14 protein-coding genes are annotated in these 17,094 nt (G+C 69.3%); 8 read left to right on the top strand and 6 right to left on the bottom strand.

The genetic code is table 11. The features are described from left to right. Positions 1-210: 210 nt before the first annotated feature. Positions 211-1,371 (top strand): monooxygenase, encoded by a 1,161-nt coding sequence (locus BU204_RS23950; protein WP_075127995.1) that lies wholly within the window; start codon positions 211-213, stop codon positions 1,369-1,371. Between the two features lie 82 nt (positions 1,372-1,453). Here the strand turns inward: BU204_RS23950 and BU204_RS23955 are convergent, their stop codons facing one another. Beyond that, positions 1,454-2,119, bottom strand: coding sequence for a response regulator (locus tag BU204_RS23955; protein ID WP_075127996.1), 666 nt, complete (start codon positions 2,117-2,119; stop codon positions 1,454-1,456). Between the two features lie 658 nt (positions 2,120-2,777). Then, entirely contained in the window at positions 2,778-3,158 is a 381-nt protein-coding gene (locus BU204_RS23960) for a nuclear transport factor 2 family protein (RefSeq protein ID WP_075127997.1), read from the bottom strand. 82 nt (positions 3,159-3,240) lie between these two features. Between BU204_RS23960 and BU204_RS23965 the strand changes: the two genes are divergently transcribed. Together BU204_RS23965 and BU204_RS23970 are read left to right on the top strand one after the other, a co-directional pair. Beyond that, positions 3,241-3,885 carry a winged helix-turn-helix transcriptional regulator gene (locus BU204_RS23965; protein WP_075127998.1) on the top strand — a complete coding sequence of 215 codons (645 nt, stop codon included), beginning with the start codon at positions 3,241-3,243 and terminating at the stop codon, positions 3,883-3,885. After that, a complete protein-coding gene (locus BU204_RS23970; RefSeq protein WP_075127999.1) occupies positions 3,878-4,225 on the top strand; it encodes a hypothetical protein in 348 nt (115 codons plus the stop codon). Before BU204_RS23965 ends, BU204_RS23970 begins: the two co-directional genes overlap by 8 nt. Before the next feature lie 163 nt (positions 4,226-4,388). Here the strand turns inward: BU204_RS23970 and BU204_RS23975 are convergent, their stop codons facing one another. The 3 genes from BU204_RS23975 to BU204_RS23985 form a co-directional block, all read right to left on the bottom strand. Further along, complete coding sequence (locus BU204_RS23975; RefSeq protein ID WP_075128000.1) at positions 4,389-7,076, bottom strand: ATP-binding protein; 2,688 nt, start codon at positions 7,074-7,076, stop codon at positions 4,389-4,391. A gap of 46 nt (positions 7,077-7,122) precedes the next feature. Further along, positions 7,123-7,827, bottom strand: a complete 705-nt coding sequence (locus BU204_RS23980; RefSeq protein WP_075128001.1) for an SRPBCC family protein — start codon at positions 7,825-7,827, stop codon at positions 7,123-7,125. 75 nt (positions 7,828-7,902) lie between these two features. Beyond that, positions 7,903-9,393 carry a multicopper oxidase family protein gene (locus tag BU204_RS23985; protein WP_083661575.1) on the bottom strand — a complete coding sequence of 497 codons (1,491 nt, stop codon included), beginning with the start codon at positions 9,391-9,393 and terminating at the stop codon, positions 7,903-7,905. Positions 9,394-9,521: 128 nt separating this feature from the next. On the opposite strand from BU204_RS23985, the gene BU204_RS39315 reads away from it, so the two are divergent. Further along, a complete protein-coding gene (locus tag BU204_RS39315; RefSeq protein WP_075128003.1) occupies positions 9,522-9,953 on the top strand; it encodes a hypothetical protein in 432 nt (143 codons plus the stop codon). A gap of 36 nt (positions 9,954-9,989) precedes the next feature. Here the strand turns inward: BU204_RS39315 and BU204_RS23995 are convergent, their stop codons facing one another. Further along, a complete protein-coding gene (locus tag BU204_RS23995) occupies positions 9,990-11,111 on the bottom strand; it encodes an FAD-dependent monooxygenase (RefSeq protein ID WP_075128004.1) in 1,122 nt (373 codons plus the stop codon). Between the two features lie 116 nt (positions 11,112-11,227). On the opposite strand from BU204_RS23995, the gene BU204_RS41455 reads away from it, so the two are divergent. The 4 genes from BU204_RS41455 to BU204_RS41465 all read left to right on the top strand — a co-directional run bounded on the left by BU204_RS41455 (position 11,228) and on the right by BU204_RS41465 (position 16,841). Then, positions 11,228-11,761 (top strand): TetR/AcrR family transcriptional regulator, encoded by a 534-nt coding sequence (locus BU204_RS41455; protein WP_233160550.1) that lies wholly within the window; start codon positions 11,228-11,230, stop codon positions 11,759-11,761. A gap of 18 nt (positions 11,762-11,779) precedes the next feature. Further along, positions 11,780-12,178, top strand: a complete 399-nt coding sequence (locus BU204_RS41460; protein WP_269844656.1) for a TetR/AcrR family transcriptional regulator C-terminal domain-containing protein — start codon at positions 11,780-11,782, stop codon at positions 12,176-12,178. A gap of 616 nt (positions 12,179-12,794) precedes the next feature. After that, complete coding sequence (locus BU204_RS24005; RefSeq protein WP_075128005.1) at positions 12,795-14,105, top strand: ricin-type beta-trefoil lectin domain protein; 1,311 nt, start codon at positions 12,795-12,797, stop codon at positions 14,103-14,105. A 93-nt stretch (positions 14,106-14,198) separates the two neighbouring features. Further along, positions 14,199-16,841, top strand: a complete 2,643-nt coding sequence (locus tag BU204_RS41465) for an RICIN domain-containing protein (RefSeq protein WP_233160551.1) — start codon at positions 14,199-14,201, stop codon at positions 16,839-16,841. Positions 16,842-17,094: the final 253 nt, after the last annotated feature.

The following is a 17,094-nucleotide window of genomic DNA, read 5'->3' on the forward strand; positions in this document are numbered from 1 at the left end:
TCAACCACTGCCAGCCGACACACCGATCATTCTGAAACGACTTCTAAGACGGCGCTCAGGCCGGTCGCGGTCGGCGCTCCGGAGTAGTACCGCCGTACCGCCTTCCTCCGAGAATGACGACCGCAGTACGACGAAACAGGACGGAATCGGTTCTAGCGTTCGGCTATGAGGAAACCTGATAGTCTACTGTGGAGGCTTGGGACGGCCACCATGGCGCTGGCGGCGACGTTCGCTGTCGTCTCCTGCGGGTCGGACGCCGACAACGGTGCGGCGCCCGCCGCGACCGACTCGCACAGCGCGCACGCGGGCGGGCCGTCGGCTCCACCGCAGCCGCTGCGCGCCGGCGAGCGGTTCGTCAACCTGAAGATGGCCGAGGCCTACACGCCCACGCCGCCGGAGGGCGGCGGTACGGACGAGTACCGGTGCCAGGTGATCGATCCGGGCCTGACCAAGACGGCCTTCCTGACCGGGACGCAGGTCACGCCGGAGAACGTCGCCATCGCGCACCACGCCATCGTGTACGCGGTGCCGCCGGGCGGCGCTGCCGCGGTGCGCGAGCAGGACGCGAAGACCCCGGGCCTCGGCTGGCAGTGTTTCGGCGGGACCGGCGTTCCCGGCGCCGAAGTAGAAGAGGGGGACGCGGCGTGGGTGGACACCTGGACGCCGGGCGGCACGGAGACACTGTTCACCCAGGACGCCGGCTTCAAGCTGGAGCCGGGCAGCCTGGTCGTCCTCCAGATCCACTACAACCTGCTCGCGACCGACGGCAAGCCGGCCGGGTCGGACCGCTCGGCGGTGCGGCTGCGGCTGACGGACGGCACGCCGCGGACCCGGGAGTTCGTCACGTGGCCGCTCGACGCGCCGACCGACCTGCCCTGCGCCGCCGACGAGTCGGGGCCGCTCTGCGACCGGGCGGCCTCGATCGCGGACGTGACGAAGCGGTTCGGGCCGGAGGTCGGCGGCTCCGCGGACGAGCAGCTGGAGGAGTGCGGTCAGAGCGCGCCGAAGCCCGGTAACACCCAGACCTGCGACCACGAGGTGCCGGAGCCGATGACGCTGTTCGGCGGTCTCGGCCACATGCACCTGCTCGGGCGGGCCATCAAGGTCGAACTCAACCCGGGCACGCCGAACGCCAAGGTCGTGCTGGACGTGCCGCAGTTCGACTTCGACAACCAGCGGCTGATGAAGCTGCCGTCGCCGGTGGAGATCGTTCCGGGGGACACGCTGCGGGTGACGTGTACGCACGACGCGGGGCTGCGCAAGCGGCTGCCGCAGCTGAGCAAGCTGCCGCCCCGCTACGTGGTGTGGGGCGACGGCACCAGCGACGAGATGTGCACGGGCATCATGACGGTCTCCCCCCGCAAGTCCTGACGAAGCGTCGAACTGTCGTGGCGGTCGGAGGGGTGCGGCTGCGAACTCCGGCCGCGCCCCGACGGACGCGCGAGATGAAGCGCTAGACCGGCCGGGTGAGTCTCAGGTCGTAGGCGAGGATGACGGCCTGGATCCGGTCCCGCGCGCCGATCTTGGCGAGGACCCGCCCGACGTGGGTCTTCACCGTCGACTCCGACAGCGTGAACCGTTGCGCGATCTCGCCGTTGGTGAGGCCGTGGCCGATGGCGACGAGGATCTCGCGCTCGCGACCGGTCAGGGAGTCCAGCCGGGGATCCTCCCGCACGGGCCCGCGGAGGTCATCGTCGAGCCGGTCGGCGAACACGTCGAGCAGCCGCCTAGTCAGCGCCGGCGCGATCACCACATCCCCGGCGGCGACTGCCCGGATACCGGCGAGCAACTCCTCCGGGCGGGTGTCCTTGAGCAGGATGCCGCTCGCCCCGGCCCGCAGCACGGCGAGCGCGTACCGGTCCACGTCGAACGCCGTCAGCACCAGGATCCGCGAACGCCCGCCGGCGGCGAGGATGCGCCGGATGGCCTCGATTCCGTCGACGCCCGGCATGCGGATGTCCATCAGCACCACGTCGGGACGCAGCTCGGTGGTCCGCCGAACGGCCTCGGCGCGGTTCTCGGCCTCGCCGACGATCTCGGTGTCGGGGGCGCTCTCCAGCAGCATGCGAAACCCGAAGCGCTGCAGCGGCTGGGCGTCCACCACGAGCACAGAGATCATGAATGGCTGCCTTTCAGGGTCGCGTGGACGGGTCCAGCCGCCGTCCGGTGCGGGGCCGGGTGCTGACCGTGCCGCCCGGCGATGCCTAACTTCTACCGAGCGGACCTGAGACGACTGTTAAAACGGCGCTCAGGCGATGTGGACCCGGCAGGAGTCAGCCGCCAGGCTCAGGTGGCGTACCTGGCAACCACAACCCAGAACGAGTCGGGGGGTAGCCGAACCGCACCGGTCGGGTCGCTGCCGCGGTGAGCCGCACGGCAGGGCGAGCAAGACAGGACGAGATGCGGCGCCAGGGCCGGCGGCTGGGCGTGGACCAGGGTCGTGGGCGACGCGATCGCCCTCCGCGGTGGCCGTCGCTGCGGCGCTCGTCGGGTCACGGCACTGGACGTGCTGACCGCCGTGCGGGCCACCCGAGCAGGACCTATCGGCTCCGCGCCGACGGCGCGGAGCGTACGCAAAGGAGAACTGATGGATCTGACAGCAACGACGACCGTTCGCAAACCCGCGTACAAGGCGTAAACGCCAGGAACGAAACCAGCGGCGACGGGAGCACCGGAGGTCCGCGGACAGGAACCCAGACAGGTGATGGACGGCAGTCGCGGCAAGCAGCATCGGCCAACCAATGAATGCTCCGGTGGCCGACAGTGCACCGGTCGGGTCAGGCGCCGCCCTTGGCGAGGTAGTCGGTGGGGTCGTACAGGATGCGCAGTCGCTGGATTCGTCCCTCGGCGAAGGTGAAGAACTCGGTGAGCCGAGAGGTGCCGTTCGGCAGGTGGGCGTCGTAGAGCACGGCGGTGCCGTCGTCGCCGTGGACCTCCTGGATCAGCTCGATCTTCTGGACGTTCGCGATGAACCCCCGCACTCCCCGCAGGAACGGCGCGGCCCCGGTCGCCTGTCCGGCGATCGGACCCTCGAAGTGGAGGTCCTCGGCCAGCAGTGGCGCCAGATCCCACCCGTCCCCGTAGCTCTCGATCCCGCCCGTGAGGATTCGGTAGTACTCCCTGAGCACGGCGGGTGCGCTGTCGCTGACGACGGTCACGGTGATCTCCTTTGCCTCGGAACGTGGTTGAGAAGCTAAACCATCTGGTTGAGATTCACAACGACCCTGCTAGGCTGTCGACATGCGCTCGTACAACCAGTACTGCTCGATGGCACGCGCCCTCGACCTGGTGGGCGACCGCTGGATCCTGCTGATCGTCCGCGAGCTGCTCACCCAGGGCCCCTGCCGCTTCTCCGACCTGCGCCGCGGGCTGCCGGGCATCGCCAGCAACCTGTTGGCCGACCGCCTCCGCGACATGGAGAGCACCGGGCTGATCGCCCGCCACGACGAACCGCCGCCGGTCGCTGCCACGCTGATCAGCCTCACCGACCGCGGCCGGGACCTCGGGGGCGTGGTCCGCGAGCTGACCCGGTGGGGCGCCCCACTGATGGTCGTCCCGCCGGACGAGGACGCTTTCCGGGTGCACTGGTTCTCGCTGCCCCTGCGCCACCTGTGCAGGGACTCCGCACCCGACGAGCCAACGAGCGTCGTGCGCCTCGGCGACCTGGGCGACGGCTGCGACATCATCGCCGACCGGGGTCGGATCGACGTACGCCCCTGCTCGACCGAACGCCGGCCCGACGCGACGATCACCGCGCCGCCGCAGGTGTTCGTCGCGCTCTTCACCGCGGCGGTGCCCCTGCAGAAAGCCCTGACCATGGGACTTGCCGTCGACGGCTCCGTCGCGGCCCTCGAACGCGTGCTACCCGGGAGGACGGATGACTGACGCACCCAACGGCGACCTGCTCGACCGGATAGCCGAGGACTTCGCCGACGACCGGGACGTCGCCATGGGGACGATGTTCCGCAGCCCAGGGCTCCGCGTCGGCGGCAAGATCTTCGCCTTCCTCGGACACGGCGGTGAGCTCATCGTGAAGGTCCCCAGCGACCGGGTCAGGGATCTCGTCGCCGCCGGGCAGGCCGAGCAGGTGGTCATGGGCAAACGAACGATGCGGGAGTGGGTCGAGCTTCCCGCCCTGGGAGACCGCACCGCGACGCTCGCCCTCTGGCGAGAGGTCGCACGCGAGGCACACCAGTATGTCGACTCACTACGGCGACTCGGCTAGTCAGCGGCTGGAACCTGCCGGTCACCTGTCGGGTGCTCCCCGATCGGTCTCCGCGAGCCGGCAGCAGCACGTGCCCGCGCGCAGGCAGGCCTGGCCCCGCTCCGGGACGTCACCGCGGCTGCGGCAGTCGCCCGCAAGGTGATCCTCATGCCATGAGCAGGACCTAAGTAGACGGCCGCAGGCTGGGCAGCTCCCTGAGCTGTCTCCGGGAGGTGATCCCCAGCTTCCGGAAGATGTTGCGCAGGTGGGTGTCGACCGTACGAGGGCTGATGAACAGCCGGGCGGCGACCTCCTTCGAGGTCGCTCCCGACGCGACCAGCCGGGCGATGTGCAGCTCCTGCATGGTGAGCTGGTCGCGAGCCTGTCCGGAGCGGCTGCGCGCGGTCTCGCCCGTGGCGCGCAGCTCGTCGGCGGCGCGCCGGGCGAACGCCTCGAGGCCCGCACCGGACAGGAGCTCGTGCGCGGTCCGCAGGTGTGGTCGACAGTCCTGCCTGCGGCCCTGGCGGCGCAGCCATTCTCCGTACAGGAGGTGCGCTCTGGCCCGGTACGGCAGCAGCCGACTGTCCGCGAGGCGCTCGATGGCCTCCAGGTAGTCGTCCTCCACCCCGGTGACCAGTCCCCGTGCGTAGGCCGCGATCCCCAGGCCCGACGCGCTCCCACTGGCGCTCGTGCGTTCGGTCAGCGACATGAGCGCGGTGACGGCGGTCTCGCGTTCACCGCACCGGACGGCCGCCTCCACCAGCTCCGGCAGGGAGAACCCCGAGATGAAGATGTCGCCGTCGGCGGTGGCCCGCCGAGCAGCGGCCAGCGCCAGTGGGTACTCGGCCAGGCCGTTGTGCAGCACGGCGCTCGCCCAGTGGACGTTGGCGACCAGCTGTCCCAGTCCGGTGGCCGTCGCCGTGACGGCTTCGAACAACGCGGCCGCCTCCGCACGGCGTCCGCGCATCGCGGCCAGCTGCAGCCGGTGGTAGGTGGTCGGAGGTCCACCGGTCGCGTCGGCGATGGCCTCCTCCTCGGCGATCGCGGCCATCGCCTTGTCGAGATCGCCCGCCAGCGTGGCGGCGGCGGCCGTCTGAGCGAGGCCGAGCCGCAGAACGAGCGGTGACCCCGACTCGCGGCCGTTCTTCACCAGCCACTCGGCGATCCGAACGTGAGTGTCCGGGTCCCACAGCTCGCCCGCGAGCACGACCGCGAGCGCGGGATATCGAGTCCAGAGTGGACCTGCCGTGCCGTCAAGGGCCTCACGGACGAGGGGCACGGCCGCGTGGTGTCCGTCCGCCTCCAGCGCGGTCAGCGCGTCCAGGACGTCCGGGTCGTGCGGTGGGGCGGTCCTGGCCTCGGCCAGGACCATCTCCATCACACCGGTCGCGCGCCCGACCATCAGGCTCGCCTCCAGTGCCGCCAGGCAGCTCTCCCGGGATCGGACGGGGTCCAGCGGAGCGAGCCGTCGCCCAGCGCGCAGCATGTACGCCGGTCCGGCCCCGTCGTCCACCCTGACGAAGGCGATCCGGCCCCGCAGCAGGTCGGCCTCCGCTCGCTGGAACTCGTCCAGGCTCGCGTTCTCGAAGGTCGTGAGCAGGTCAGCCGCCCGGTCCGCGGCGCCCGCCTCGAGGTGGGCGCGCGCCGCCGCGAGGATCCGCTCGGCCCGCCGGGCGGGGTCGCGCGTCAGTTCCGCGGCCCGTTCGAGGAAGGCGGCCGACGCGACCACACCGCCACGGGCCTGGGCACGGGACGCCGACCGGGCCAGATCGGCGGCGACGTCGTCGTCCGGTACGGCGGCCGCCTGAGCACGGTGCCAGGCGCGCCGGTCCGGGTCGGCTTCCTGGTCGGTGACCTCGGCGAGGACGTGGTGGGCCAACCTGCGCTCGGCGAGCTCGGCGCTCGCGTACGCCGCGGTCCGCGCGACCGGGTGATAGAAGCGCACGCGAGTGCCGAACTCGACCAGACCGGTGGCCGTGGCGGCCGCACCCGCGGCCGGTACGTCGATGCCGAGCCGCTGTGCGGCGGGCCACAGCAGCCCGGGATCGCCTGTCGGGTCGGCAGCGGCGACCGTGAGCAGGAGCCGCGCCTGCGCGGGCAGGGCGGACAGCGTGACCTGGAACCCGTGCTCGACACGCGACGGCACCGAGGTGATCCCGAGCGGGGCGAACCCGCCCGCCCTGGGCAACGTGAGCAGAGCCAGGGGGTTTCCCCGGGCCTCGGCGACGAGCCGGTCACGCACCTGCTCGTCGAGGGTCTCGTGGCTCTGAGCCGCGAGCAGGGCCCGCGCGTCCGCGTCGCCGAGCCCCTCGACGGTCAGGCACGGCAGGACGTCCAGCTCGCTCGCCCGGCACGGCACGCGGACCGCGAACACCGCGGCCACCGGTTCGGCGGAGATCCGCCGGGCGAGGAACGTCAGCGCCTCCGACGAGGCCGCGTCCAACCACTGCGCGTCGTCGACGACACACAGCACCGGACGTTCCCGGGCCGCCGTCGCCAGCAAGCCCAGCACCGCCAGCCCGATCCGGAACACGTCCGGTGTGCCGGTCGCCATCCCGAACGCGACCTGGAGGGCGTGGCCGTGCTGGGCCGGCAGCTCGGGGAGGTGGCGCAGCACAGGCAGGCACAGCTGGTGAAGCGCGGCGAACGGCAGCTCTGCCTCGAGCTGGGAGCCGGCCGCGCGCACCACATGGAACCCGGACGCGGCCAGCTCCGCGTGCCGCAGCAGACTGCTCTTGCCGATGCCCGCCTCACCGCGCAGGACCAGTGCACCGCCCTGCCCGTTCCTCGCCGCGCCGATCAGCTCGTCGAGACCGCGCTTCTCGTGCTGCCTGCCGAGCAGCTGGCCGCGAGGGGGAGACGACGTGCGCACGGCACCAACGTTAGCTAGGCGGGCCCGCCGCGGTGGTACGCCGTCGTCAGTTCGGGCCCGCCGAGGACTCGACCTCGGCCTTCAGATCCTGGAGCCACAGGTCCAGCCCACCGCCGAGCATCGCCGCGACGGTGTCGTAGTCGGGTCCCTTCAACGAGTCCAGGAACGGAGCCGCCCACGACTCCTCGGTGTGCACGAGGGTCCCACCGTCCTTCTCCGTGAACGTCCACAGGTGGACGCCCTTGTCGATGGAGATCGTCTTGCCGACCGCCGGGCCTTCCCAGATCACGCACGCGCCGGGCTCCAGCTGCCGGACGCTCGAGGTGATCACGAGGGTGTCTGCCGGGGAGAACTGCGACTCGGGCACGGGGGTCGTCCACCGGAACTGTGAGGTGGCCGAGAGGGCGCCCTGGTCGAGCCGCTCGATGGTCAGGATCGCCTTCTGCCACCCCACCCAGCCCTCCACGTCGGTATGGGTGTCCCAGACCTCCCGCAGTGGCGCGTCGATGACGATGTCGGACTCGCGGGTGACGGCCGCGTCATGGTCGATTCCCATACCAGCGCACTCGTTGCCCTCGGCCGGTTCGGCCGAGTCCGCCGCCGCGGACTCGGAGGTGGGCGCGGCGGTGCTCGACCCGCTACCGGGCTCGGCGTCGCCGCCCGAGCCGCACCCGGCGACGGCGACCGCGATTCCCGCGGCCACGGCGACAATCCTCGTGACCCGAGGGCCGGTCGGAGTGGTGAAGTGCATGTCGCGATCCTTGATCTTCTCGGTTTACCTTGCCGCTCACCGACTGGCGGGCGGGACTCGACACTCCTGCCGGTGTCAGGAGTGGTGCTTGCGCGGCACGGCTCCGACCTGCTCGCCGTCGCCCAGGACGACGAACTGGCCCATCATTCCCTCGTCCTCGTGTTGGAGCAGGTGGCAGTGGTACATGTACGGCGTGTTCGGGTCGGTGTGGTCCCGGAACCGCATGGCCAGGCGGTAGCGCTTCCCCTGTACCAGCAGGACGGTGTCCTTCCAGCCGCGCAGGGGTGGTTCCGGCGGCTCGCCGTCGACGGTCAGGACCTGGAACTGCACGTCGTGGACGTGGAAGTTGTGCAGGTAGCCGTTGTCGTTGACCACCTCCCACACCTCGACCGTGCCTTCGCGCACGCCGAAGTCGATGCGGTCCATCGCCATCGACCGGCCGTTGATCTGGTCCGACGCGAGCGCGAAGGAGCGTGTCTCGGCGATCGGCTCGCCGGCGAGGTGCGGTGCCGCGCCGAGCACTCCGGGGACCTCCGCGTCGCCGGAAAGGGCGTTGGCGGCGCGGAACTGGCAGATGTCGAGGCGGTCGTCGAAGCCGTCTAACCGGCCCAGCGTGCCGCCGTGGTCGGACGGGTAGGAGCGCAGCTCGACCCGCTCCCCCGGCTCGAAGGCCACGACGACCTCGGCCCGTTCCCCCGGCGACAGGTACAGGCGGTCGGTCTCCCACGGCTCGGCGAGGAGGCCGCCGTCCGTGGCGACGAGCGAGAAGCGCCGGTCGTCGGAGAACCCGAAGTGGTACAGGCGAGCGTTGGACCCGTTCAGCAGCCGCAGCCGCACGAGCCTGGTCGTGACGTCGAAGTACGGTCCGATCGTGCCGTTGACGAGGATCTCGTCCCCGATCACGCCGAGCGAGCCCGCCAGCGGGACCGGCTGCTCGAACTGGTTGTCCCCGTCGAACGCGCGGTCCTGGACGATCATCGGGACGTCGTCGACGCCGTATTCGGACGGCAGCCTCACCGCCACGTCGTCGTCGACGACGAACAGCCCGGTCAGGCCCCGGTACATGTGGTCACCGGTGGCGCCGTGTACGTGCGGGTGGTACCACAGCGTCGCCGCGGGCTGGTCGACCGTCCACCGCGGCCGCCAGGTGCCGCCGGCCGGGACGAGCTGGTGCGGACCGCCGTCCATCGCCGCCGGCAGGTGCATGCCGTGCCAGTGCAGCGAGGTCGCCTGGTCCAGGCCGTTGTGTACGGCGAACTCGACCTGCTCACCCCGCCGGACCCGGATCGTCGGGCCGAGGTAGGTGCCGTTCACCCCCCAGGTGCGGGTGGCCGGCCCGCCCTTGAACCGGGTCTCCCCCGCCTGGAGGCCGAGCGTGAACACCCGCGTGCCCGACGCGCCGCTCTCCGACTCCGCCAGGTCGGGAATCGGCAGGGCGTTGTCGAAGGCGATCTCCCCGACGGTGTCCCGCTTCGCGGCGGCGAAGTAAACACCGAAGCCCCCGCCCCCGAGGACGACTGCGCCGACCCCCATACCGATGGCTTTCAGCACTGTACGACGTCTCACGCGGGACACCGTCCCGCGACGGAGGAGGTCGTCGCGTCGGCGAAACCTACGTACATCTCGCCGACGCGAAGGCACCGGCCGCCGCGAGAGGGTCGGTCGCACCACGACGACCCGCGAGAGGAATCGCCATGACCACGGCCGCCGACCTTCCCGCGCCCTGGGCGGACCGCACCGGCCGCACGCTGCTGGCCATCGACGCGCTCGCCACGCTGGGCGCGTTCGGGCAGGGGATCACACGCATCGCAGACGCGGCGGACGAACAGCTGCTGACCGAGTTCTGGCGTACGACCGCCTACATCGTCTTCGCCGGGATGTGGGCCCTGCTCGCCGTCGCGCCACGCAAGCAACGCGGCATGTGGGAGCTGATCCTCGTGCAGAAGATCGCGGTCACGCTCTTCGCACTCGTCTCGATCGGCAAACCCGAGGCCGTGCAGACCGCAGTCATCGACGGTTTCGTCGTGGTGACCACCGTCGCGGCCTACGTCCTCTGCCGCGGCTGGTACACCTGGCGACCGGGCGCGCTCGGCCCCGACCAGGCGCGAAATGAGGTCGACCGGTGAGTGAGCTGCCGACCAACTGGGGACCACCCTCGACGTTCATGTGTTGGTGTCCAGTGCGATGCCGTTCTTGGCGCGGTTCACGGAGTCCTCGGGTGCGGGGCCTTCGGGGTTCTCGGTCGCCAGGGCCTGGTTGAGCGTGACGAACGGCCGCATCCGGTGCTCGTAGGCCGCGAACGCGGCACGGTGGTCGGTGTTGGGGCGGCCGAGTTCCTGGGTGAGGACGTAGGCGCCGACCAGGGCGAGGCTGGTGCCCTGTCCGGACATCACCGAGGCGCAGTAGCCGGCGTCGCCGACCAGCGCCACTCGGCCGGTGGTCCAGCGGTCCATCTGGATCTGGGCCATCGCGTCGAAGTAGAAGACGTGTGCGTCGGCCATGGCCGCCAGCAGTTTCGGCACCTCCCAGCCGAGCCCGGCCAGTTGCTCGGCGATGAGCCGCTTCTGTTGGGCGGTGTCCTGGTAGTCGTAGGTCAGCGGCTCGGACCGGAAGCCGAGGTTGACTCGCAGCTCGGTGTTGTCCCGCACCGGGTACACAGCGCCGCCTGCGCCGGACGCCTGGTCGGTGAACCAGACCTGCCAGTTGTCCAGGCCGAGGATGTTGGGCATCGGGAAGATCGACAGGTACATGCCTAGATGCCGGATGAACTCCCGCTCCGGCCCGAAGGCCAGGCGGCGCACGGTGGAGTGCATGCCGTCCGCGCCGATCACGAGGTCGAACGTGCGGAATCCGCCGCGTTCGAACTCCACACGCACTCCGTGTTCGTCCTGTGCCAGGGCGGAGATCGAGTCGTCGAAGACGTACTCCACCCGGTTGGCGTTCGCCTCGTGCAGCATCGCGAGGAGGTCCTCGCGTAGCAACTCGACGTCCTCGCTGTCCAACCGACCACTGGAGAAGGTGTGGTCCTCGGACCGGAACAGCTCGACGCCCGCACCGTCCAGCATGGCCATCCCGCGCATTGTGGTGCGAGCGGCCCGCATCCGCTCACCGAGCCCCATCCGGTCCATCACCTCGAGCGCGACCCCACGGACGTCGACGGCCTGACCGCCCGTGCGCGGACCGGACGCCCGCTCCACCACGGTCACCGCGTAGCCCGCCCGCCGCAGCCAGTAGGCCGTCGCCGCACCGGCGACACCGGCCCCCGAGATCAGTGCGTTCCGCATCGTTCCTCCTGTGTTACGCGTACGCTAACGTCGGACACAGTGGGGTCTACCTGGAAAGAACGCCAAAACTGACCTAGTACACTCCAGATCTGTACTAGCACAGAAGGGGTGCGTGTGTGCCAACCGAACAGCGGTACCTGAGCATCGCCGCCGAACTGCGGCGCAGGATCACCCACGGCGAGTTGGCCCCTGGCACCAAGGTCCCCTCCATTCGCAAGCTCGCCGCCGAGTGGGGAGTCGCGACCGCTACCGCCGCCAAGGCGCTGACGACGTTGAACCAGGAAGGCCTGATCCGCGCCGAGGCCCGGTCTGGCAACGTGGTCACGGGCACCGCCAACCCGACTTCTCCGACCTCCTCTGTACGGCGCAGGCACGAGGACTTGACCCGTACCCGGATCGTCCGAGCCGCGATCGACACCGCGGACACCGAAGGACTTGCCGTGCTGTCCATGCGGGGCGTCGCGGCCCGGTTGGGGGTGGCGGCGATGTCGCTGTACCGGCACGTGGCCGGCAAGGACGAACTGGTCATGCTGATGGCCGACGCCGCGTTCGGCGAGCGGGGGTACCCCGCGAAGCCGCCTGCGGGATGGCGCGCCCGCCTGGAGCTGGGTGGGCGCACGTTGTGGTCGCTGTTTCGTAAACATCCGTGACTGGCCCAGCTGGCACCGATCACCCGTCCACTACCACTGCCCAACCTGGCCGTACACGCCGAGTGGAACCTCTCCGCACTCGACTGCCTCGGTCTCTCCGCTACCGAGATGTGCGACCTGCACGCCCTGCTCTTCAGCCATATCCAGGGCGTAGCCATCCACCTCGAACGCGAACAGCACGCGCTTGGCGCGTCCGGGATGTCCGAGGACGAATGGATGGACAAACAGGCCCCCGCCCTGGGCACCATCACCGGCACCGGCCGCTACCCGACGTTCGCCAGAATGCTCACCACCCTGACCGAGCAAGGCTATGACCTGCTCCTCGACGACCTGTTCGAACTAGGCCAACGTCTCCTGCTCGACGGTCTCGCTCTCCGGATCAGCCGGACGGCGCGGGACCACGACGCCCGACGATAAGTCCGAAGCATTGCGCTGTCAGTGGCTGGTCCCGTACGGTGGGTGATGGGTCGAACAGCTTCGACGCCGTTCGGGAGTCCTCATGGTTCAACGGCGAACTGTTGCCTGCGCACTCGCCGCCCGGCCCGCAGCTGACCTGCCGGTGAAGGTCGGCGCGCGGATGGTGGGAGTGCTCATCCAACGGGTCGGCGCGTGCCGGAGGGGTCCTCGGCGGCGGCCGATCTCGGCGGATGCCCTGACCTGGGTCCGACATCTGGCTGTCGTGGACAAGTCCGCCGTTCGCCCGGTGATTCGTGCACTTTGCCGCCGCTGCCCAAGGAGCCACATGGGCACCCACCAGACATGGCGGCCCTGGGACCGCTAGTCCGCCAAATCCGTTGACGTCCTGGGCGCTCCAGCACCCATCTGGGAGCGCTCCCAAGCCGAGGTGCCTTCAACGACGAAGGAGAACCATGACCCTGCACCCTCCTGCCGCCCGATGGCGGCGCTCGCTGCTCCCAGCTGCCCGGAGCCGATGGCGTGCGTGTCTCCCGACGCGAGATACGGCACGTCCACCCAGCGATTCCAACTCCGGCGCGGTTAGCCGCAGACATGAGCAGAGAGCGGGAGCACGTCCATGAGAGATGGCAGTAGTCGTTCACGGCGCTGGTGGACGCTGGTCGCCGCCGCCGCGCTGGGGCTCACCGGTGCGAGCGTTGCGGAGGCCGGTGCGGCACCCGCGGCCAGGGATGTCGGCACTCTTGCCGCGTCGGCGGGGTGTGGGCAGGCGCCGACGGTGCAGAGTGGTACGCACACGATTCAGAGCGGCGGTAAGAGTCGGCAGTTCATCCTGAGCGTGCCCGGCAACTACGACAACACCCGCCAGCACCGGCTGGTGTTCGGGTTCCACTGGTTGGGCGGCACCATGCAACAGGTCGCCGGCGGCGGAACCGACGGAGATGTCTACGCCCACTACGGACTGCGGCGGCTGGCGAACGACACCGCCATCTTCGTGGCACCCCAGGGCCTCAACAACGGCTGGGCCAACTCCGGTGGCGAGGACCTGACGTTCGTCGACGACATGGTGCGCACGATCGAGGCCGCCCTCTGCGTCGACACCACACAACGCTTCGCCCTCGGCTTCAGCTACGGCGGCGCGATGAGCTACGCGATCGCGTGCGCCCGCGCGACCTCCTTCCGCGCGGTCGCGGTCATCGGTGCCCCCCGGGAGCTCAGTGGATGCAGCGGCGGCACGCAGCCCATCGCGTACATGGGGATCCACGGCATCAACGACAACATCGGGTCCGGCCGGGCGCTGCGTGACCGGTTCGTCAGGAACAACGGTTGCACCGCCCAGAACCCGCCGGAGCCGGCGCCCGGCAGCCTGACCCACATCAGCACGGCCTACACGGGCTGCCGGGCCGGGTACCCGGTTGTCTGGGCGCCCTTCGACGGTGGCCACCAGCAAGGCCCTGTGGACGGGTGCGCCGGCTGTGAGAGCGGCGCACGGAGCTGGGTCAAGAACGAGGTATGGCGGTTCTTCACCGGAGAGACCCCGCCCCCGCCGCCGCCCACCTTCCGGCTGCGTGGCGAGGGTTCCGGCCGGTGCCTGGACGTCAACGGCGCGAGCGCGGCCAACGGCAGCCAGATGATCATCTGGGACTGCCACACCGCCGCCAACCAGCAGTTCACCACAAGCGGCCAGGCGCTGCAGGTGATGGGCAAGTGCCTGGAGGTGCCCAGTGGCGCCGCAGCCGGGACGCGGGCACGGATCTGGGACTGCAACGGCGGCGGCAACCAACAGTGGACCATCAACACCAACGGCACGGTCAGCAACGTCCAGACCGGACTGTGCCTCGACGTCAGCAACGCCGGTACCGCCAACGGCGCCGCCGTCAACGTCTGGAGCTGCCACACCGGCACCAACCAACGCTGGGCAAGGGTATAGCCGGAAGACGGGTGCGGGCGGCCGCCCGCACCCGTCTCTCGTGACCACGAAGGAACAGAAGTGAAACCAGTCAGCATCGCTGGAAGATCATCGGTGGCGCTCGCGGTGTTCGCCGCGCTAATGACCTTCTCGGCTCCCACTCCGGCATCGGCCGCCGTTCAGGCGACCTACTACGTCGCTCCGAACGGCGACGACACCAACCCCGGGACGATCACGGCACCGTTCAGGACGGTGCAGCGCGCGCGGGACACCGTGCGCACGATCAACGCGAACATGTCCGGTGACATCCAGGTCTACCTGCGTGGGGGGAACTACCCGGTCAGCAGCACCATCGAGTTCACGCCGGGCGACTCCGGCACGAACGGGCACCGGATCACCTACGCCGCGTACCAGAACGAGAAGCCGGTGCTGAGCGCCGGCGTTCAGGTGACCGGCTGGACGCAGCACAGCGGCAGCATCTGGAAGGCTCCGCTCAACCGTGCGAACAAGCTGCGGGCGCTCTACGTCAACGACAAGCGGGCGGTCATGGCGACCAAGACGATCAGCTCGCAAGGGTGCTACGGCACCTACAACGTCACCGCGGGACAGGCGCCGTGGGCGTGGGAATCGGGTTCGCAGTGCGACGGGGCCAGGTACAACCTGGGAGATCTGCCCGCCATCGCCGGCAATCACGACGACCTGGAGATCGAGACGGCGACGACGTGGACGACGGCCATCGTGGGAGTCCGCCAGGTCACCACGAGCAGTGACGGCGCGAACCGCGTGGCGCTGTTCCAGCAACCGGGCGGGGCCATCGCCCAGGGGGCGTACAACGGCAACTTCCAGACCGGCGGCAGCCACAAGATCATGAACGCCTACGAGTTCCTGGACTCACCTGGCGAGTTCTACTTCGACAAGGCGAACCGCGTGGTGTACTACTACAAGGCCGGTTCCGAGGACATGACGACTGCGACGGTCCACGCGCCGAACAACCTGGCGACCGTTCTCCGGATCGCGGGCACGTCCACGAGCAACCACGTGCGGAACCTGACCTTCTCCGGCCTCACGGTGCAGCACTCCGACTGGAACCTGTTCACCGTCGGCGGTTCCGTGTTCAAGCAGGCTCAGCAGGGGAACCTCGGCAACACCGCGTACGTCAAGGGAAACTTCCACGTCTACTACTACCGCAACGTCGACACCCCACCGGGTATCGTCCAGGTCGAGAACGCCGACGGGATCGAACTGCACCGCAACCGGATCCAGCACACCGGCGTCGACGGGATCAGCATGGTCAACGACGTGCAGAACACGAAGTTGATCGGAAACCACACGAACGACATCGCCGGCTCCGCTGTGGTCGTCGGCCATCCGCAGCACGTCTACATCGGAGACCACACCGCGACGAACCGCGAGAAGTATCCCGTCCAGGTCGAAGGACTTCCCAAGAACATCGAGATCAAGAACAACTACCTCTACGACACCGGGGTGTTGTTCAACTCGCACAGTCCCATCTCGGCATACTTCGCCGACACCCTGACGATCCAGCGCAACCGGATCGAGAAGGCTCCCTGGTCGGGCATCACGCTCGGGTGGGGCTGGTGGAACTTCGACGGATCGTCCGGCTCCATCGTGCCCGGCCGGCCGACCACCACGGCGAAGAACAACACCATCAGCCACAACCACATCATCGACACGGTGCAGCGCCTCAACGACACGGCTCCCATCTACACGCTGGGCAGCCAGCCGGGCACCACCATCACCGACAACTACCTCCAAGGCGTCCCGGCCGGCCACAAGTACGGACTCCACCCCGACGAAGGCTCGGCCTACATCACCTTCCGCGACAACGTCCTGAGCGTGGACAAGAACGTCACGTGGCTGATCAACTCCGACGACTTCGGCCGCAAGCACGACCTGAGCATCACGCAGACCTACGGGCCGATCAACAAGGTCTCCAACAAGAACCTGCCGAACAGCACCATCCACGACATCCTCGTCTCCTCCGATTATGTGTGGCCTGCGGCGGCCTACGGGATCGCCGTGAACTCCGGGCTGGAGGACGCCTACCGGGACATCATCCCGCAGGGCAACCTCTCGCTCCCGAACTACGTCCTGCCGGCCAGCACGTTCGTCGGCACCGCGAGCTCGTCGATCCCCATCCGCAGCACCGGCGACGCGACCAAGACGGTCTGGCTGGCCCCACCGGGCACGACCACCTTCGCCGTGGGCCCGACAATGACCAGGGCGAGCGGCACCGCGACGACCATCGACGTGCCGACCACGTCCGGCGACTACCGCCTCTACGTCGTGGACGCGCAGGGGACTCGGTCGCCCGAGTCGACCTCGATCGTCCGACAGCAGGCCGGCGGCAACCCGCAGGCCGGCACGATCGTGGGTGGACAGTCGGGTCGCTGCGTCGATCTCGGAAGCACGGCCAACGGCACGCAGGCCCGGCTCTGGGACTGCAACGGCGGCACCAGCCAGCGGTGGACCTACACGGCGAGCAAGACACTCACCAACGGCAACAAGTGCCTCGACGCGTCAGGACAGGGAACCGCCAACGGCACCACGGCGGTGATCTGGGAATGCCACGGCGGAACCAACCAGCAGTGGAACCTCAACGCCAACGGCACCATCACCGGTGTGCACTCCGGACTGTGTCTCGACGCCAGCGGCAACGGGACCGCGAACGGCACACTGATCCACCTCTGGTCGTGCCACGGCGGCACGAACCAACAGTGGAACCTGCGTAGCTGAGCACGTCCCGGGGACCGAGCGGTCGGACCCGGTCCCCGGTTCCGTGTTCGTGGTGTGGACCTCCCCGCTGCCCCATGACGATCATTAGGGCAGCGGGGTTGGTCACCCACGTTGTTCACGTTAACAAGATTCGCCCCGCAGGCACCAAAATTCCTACCCTTGGACGGAGCATCGACTCTCGGTACAAGGTCCTGAGCTGCGGTTTGAGTGGATTGAGCGCGGTTTACCTCCTTCACATCCTGTCTAACATATC

Origin of the sequence: Actinophytocola xanthii, from assembly GCF_001921205.1 — a bacterium.
Lineage (GTDB): Bacteria > Actinomycetota > Actinomycetes > Mycobacteriales > Pseudonocardiaceae > Actinophytocola > Actinophytocola xanthii.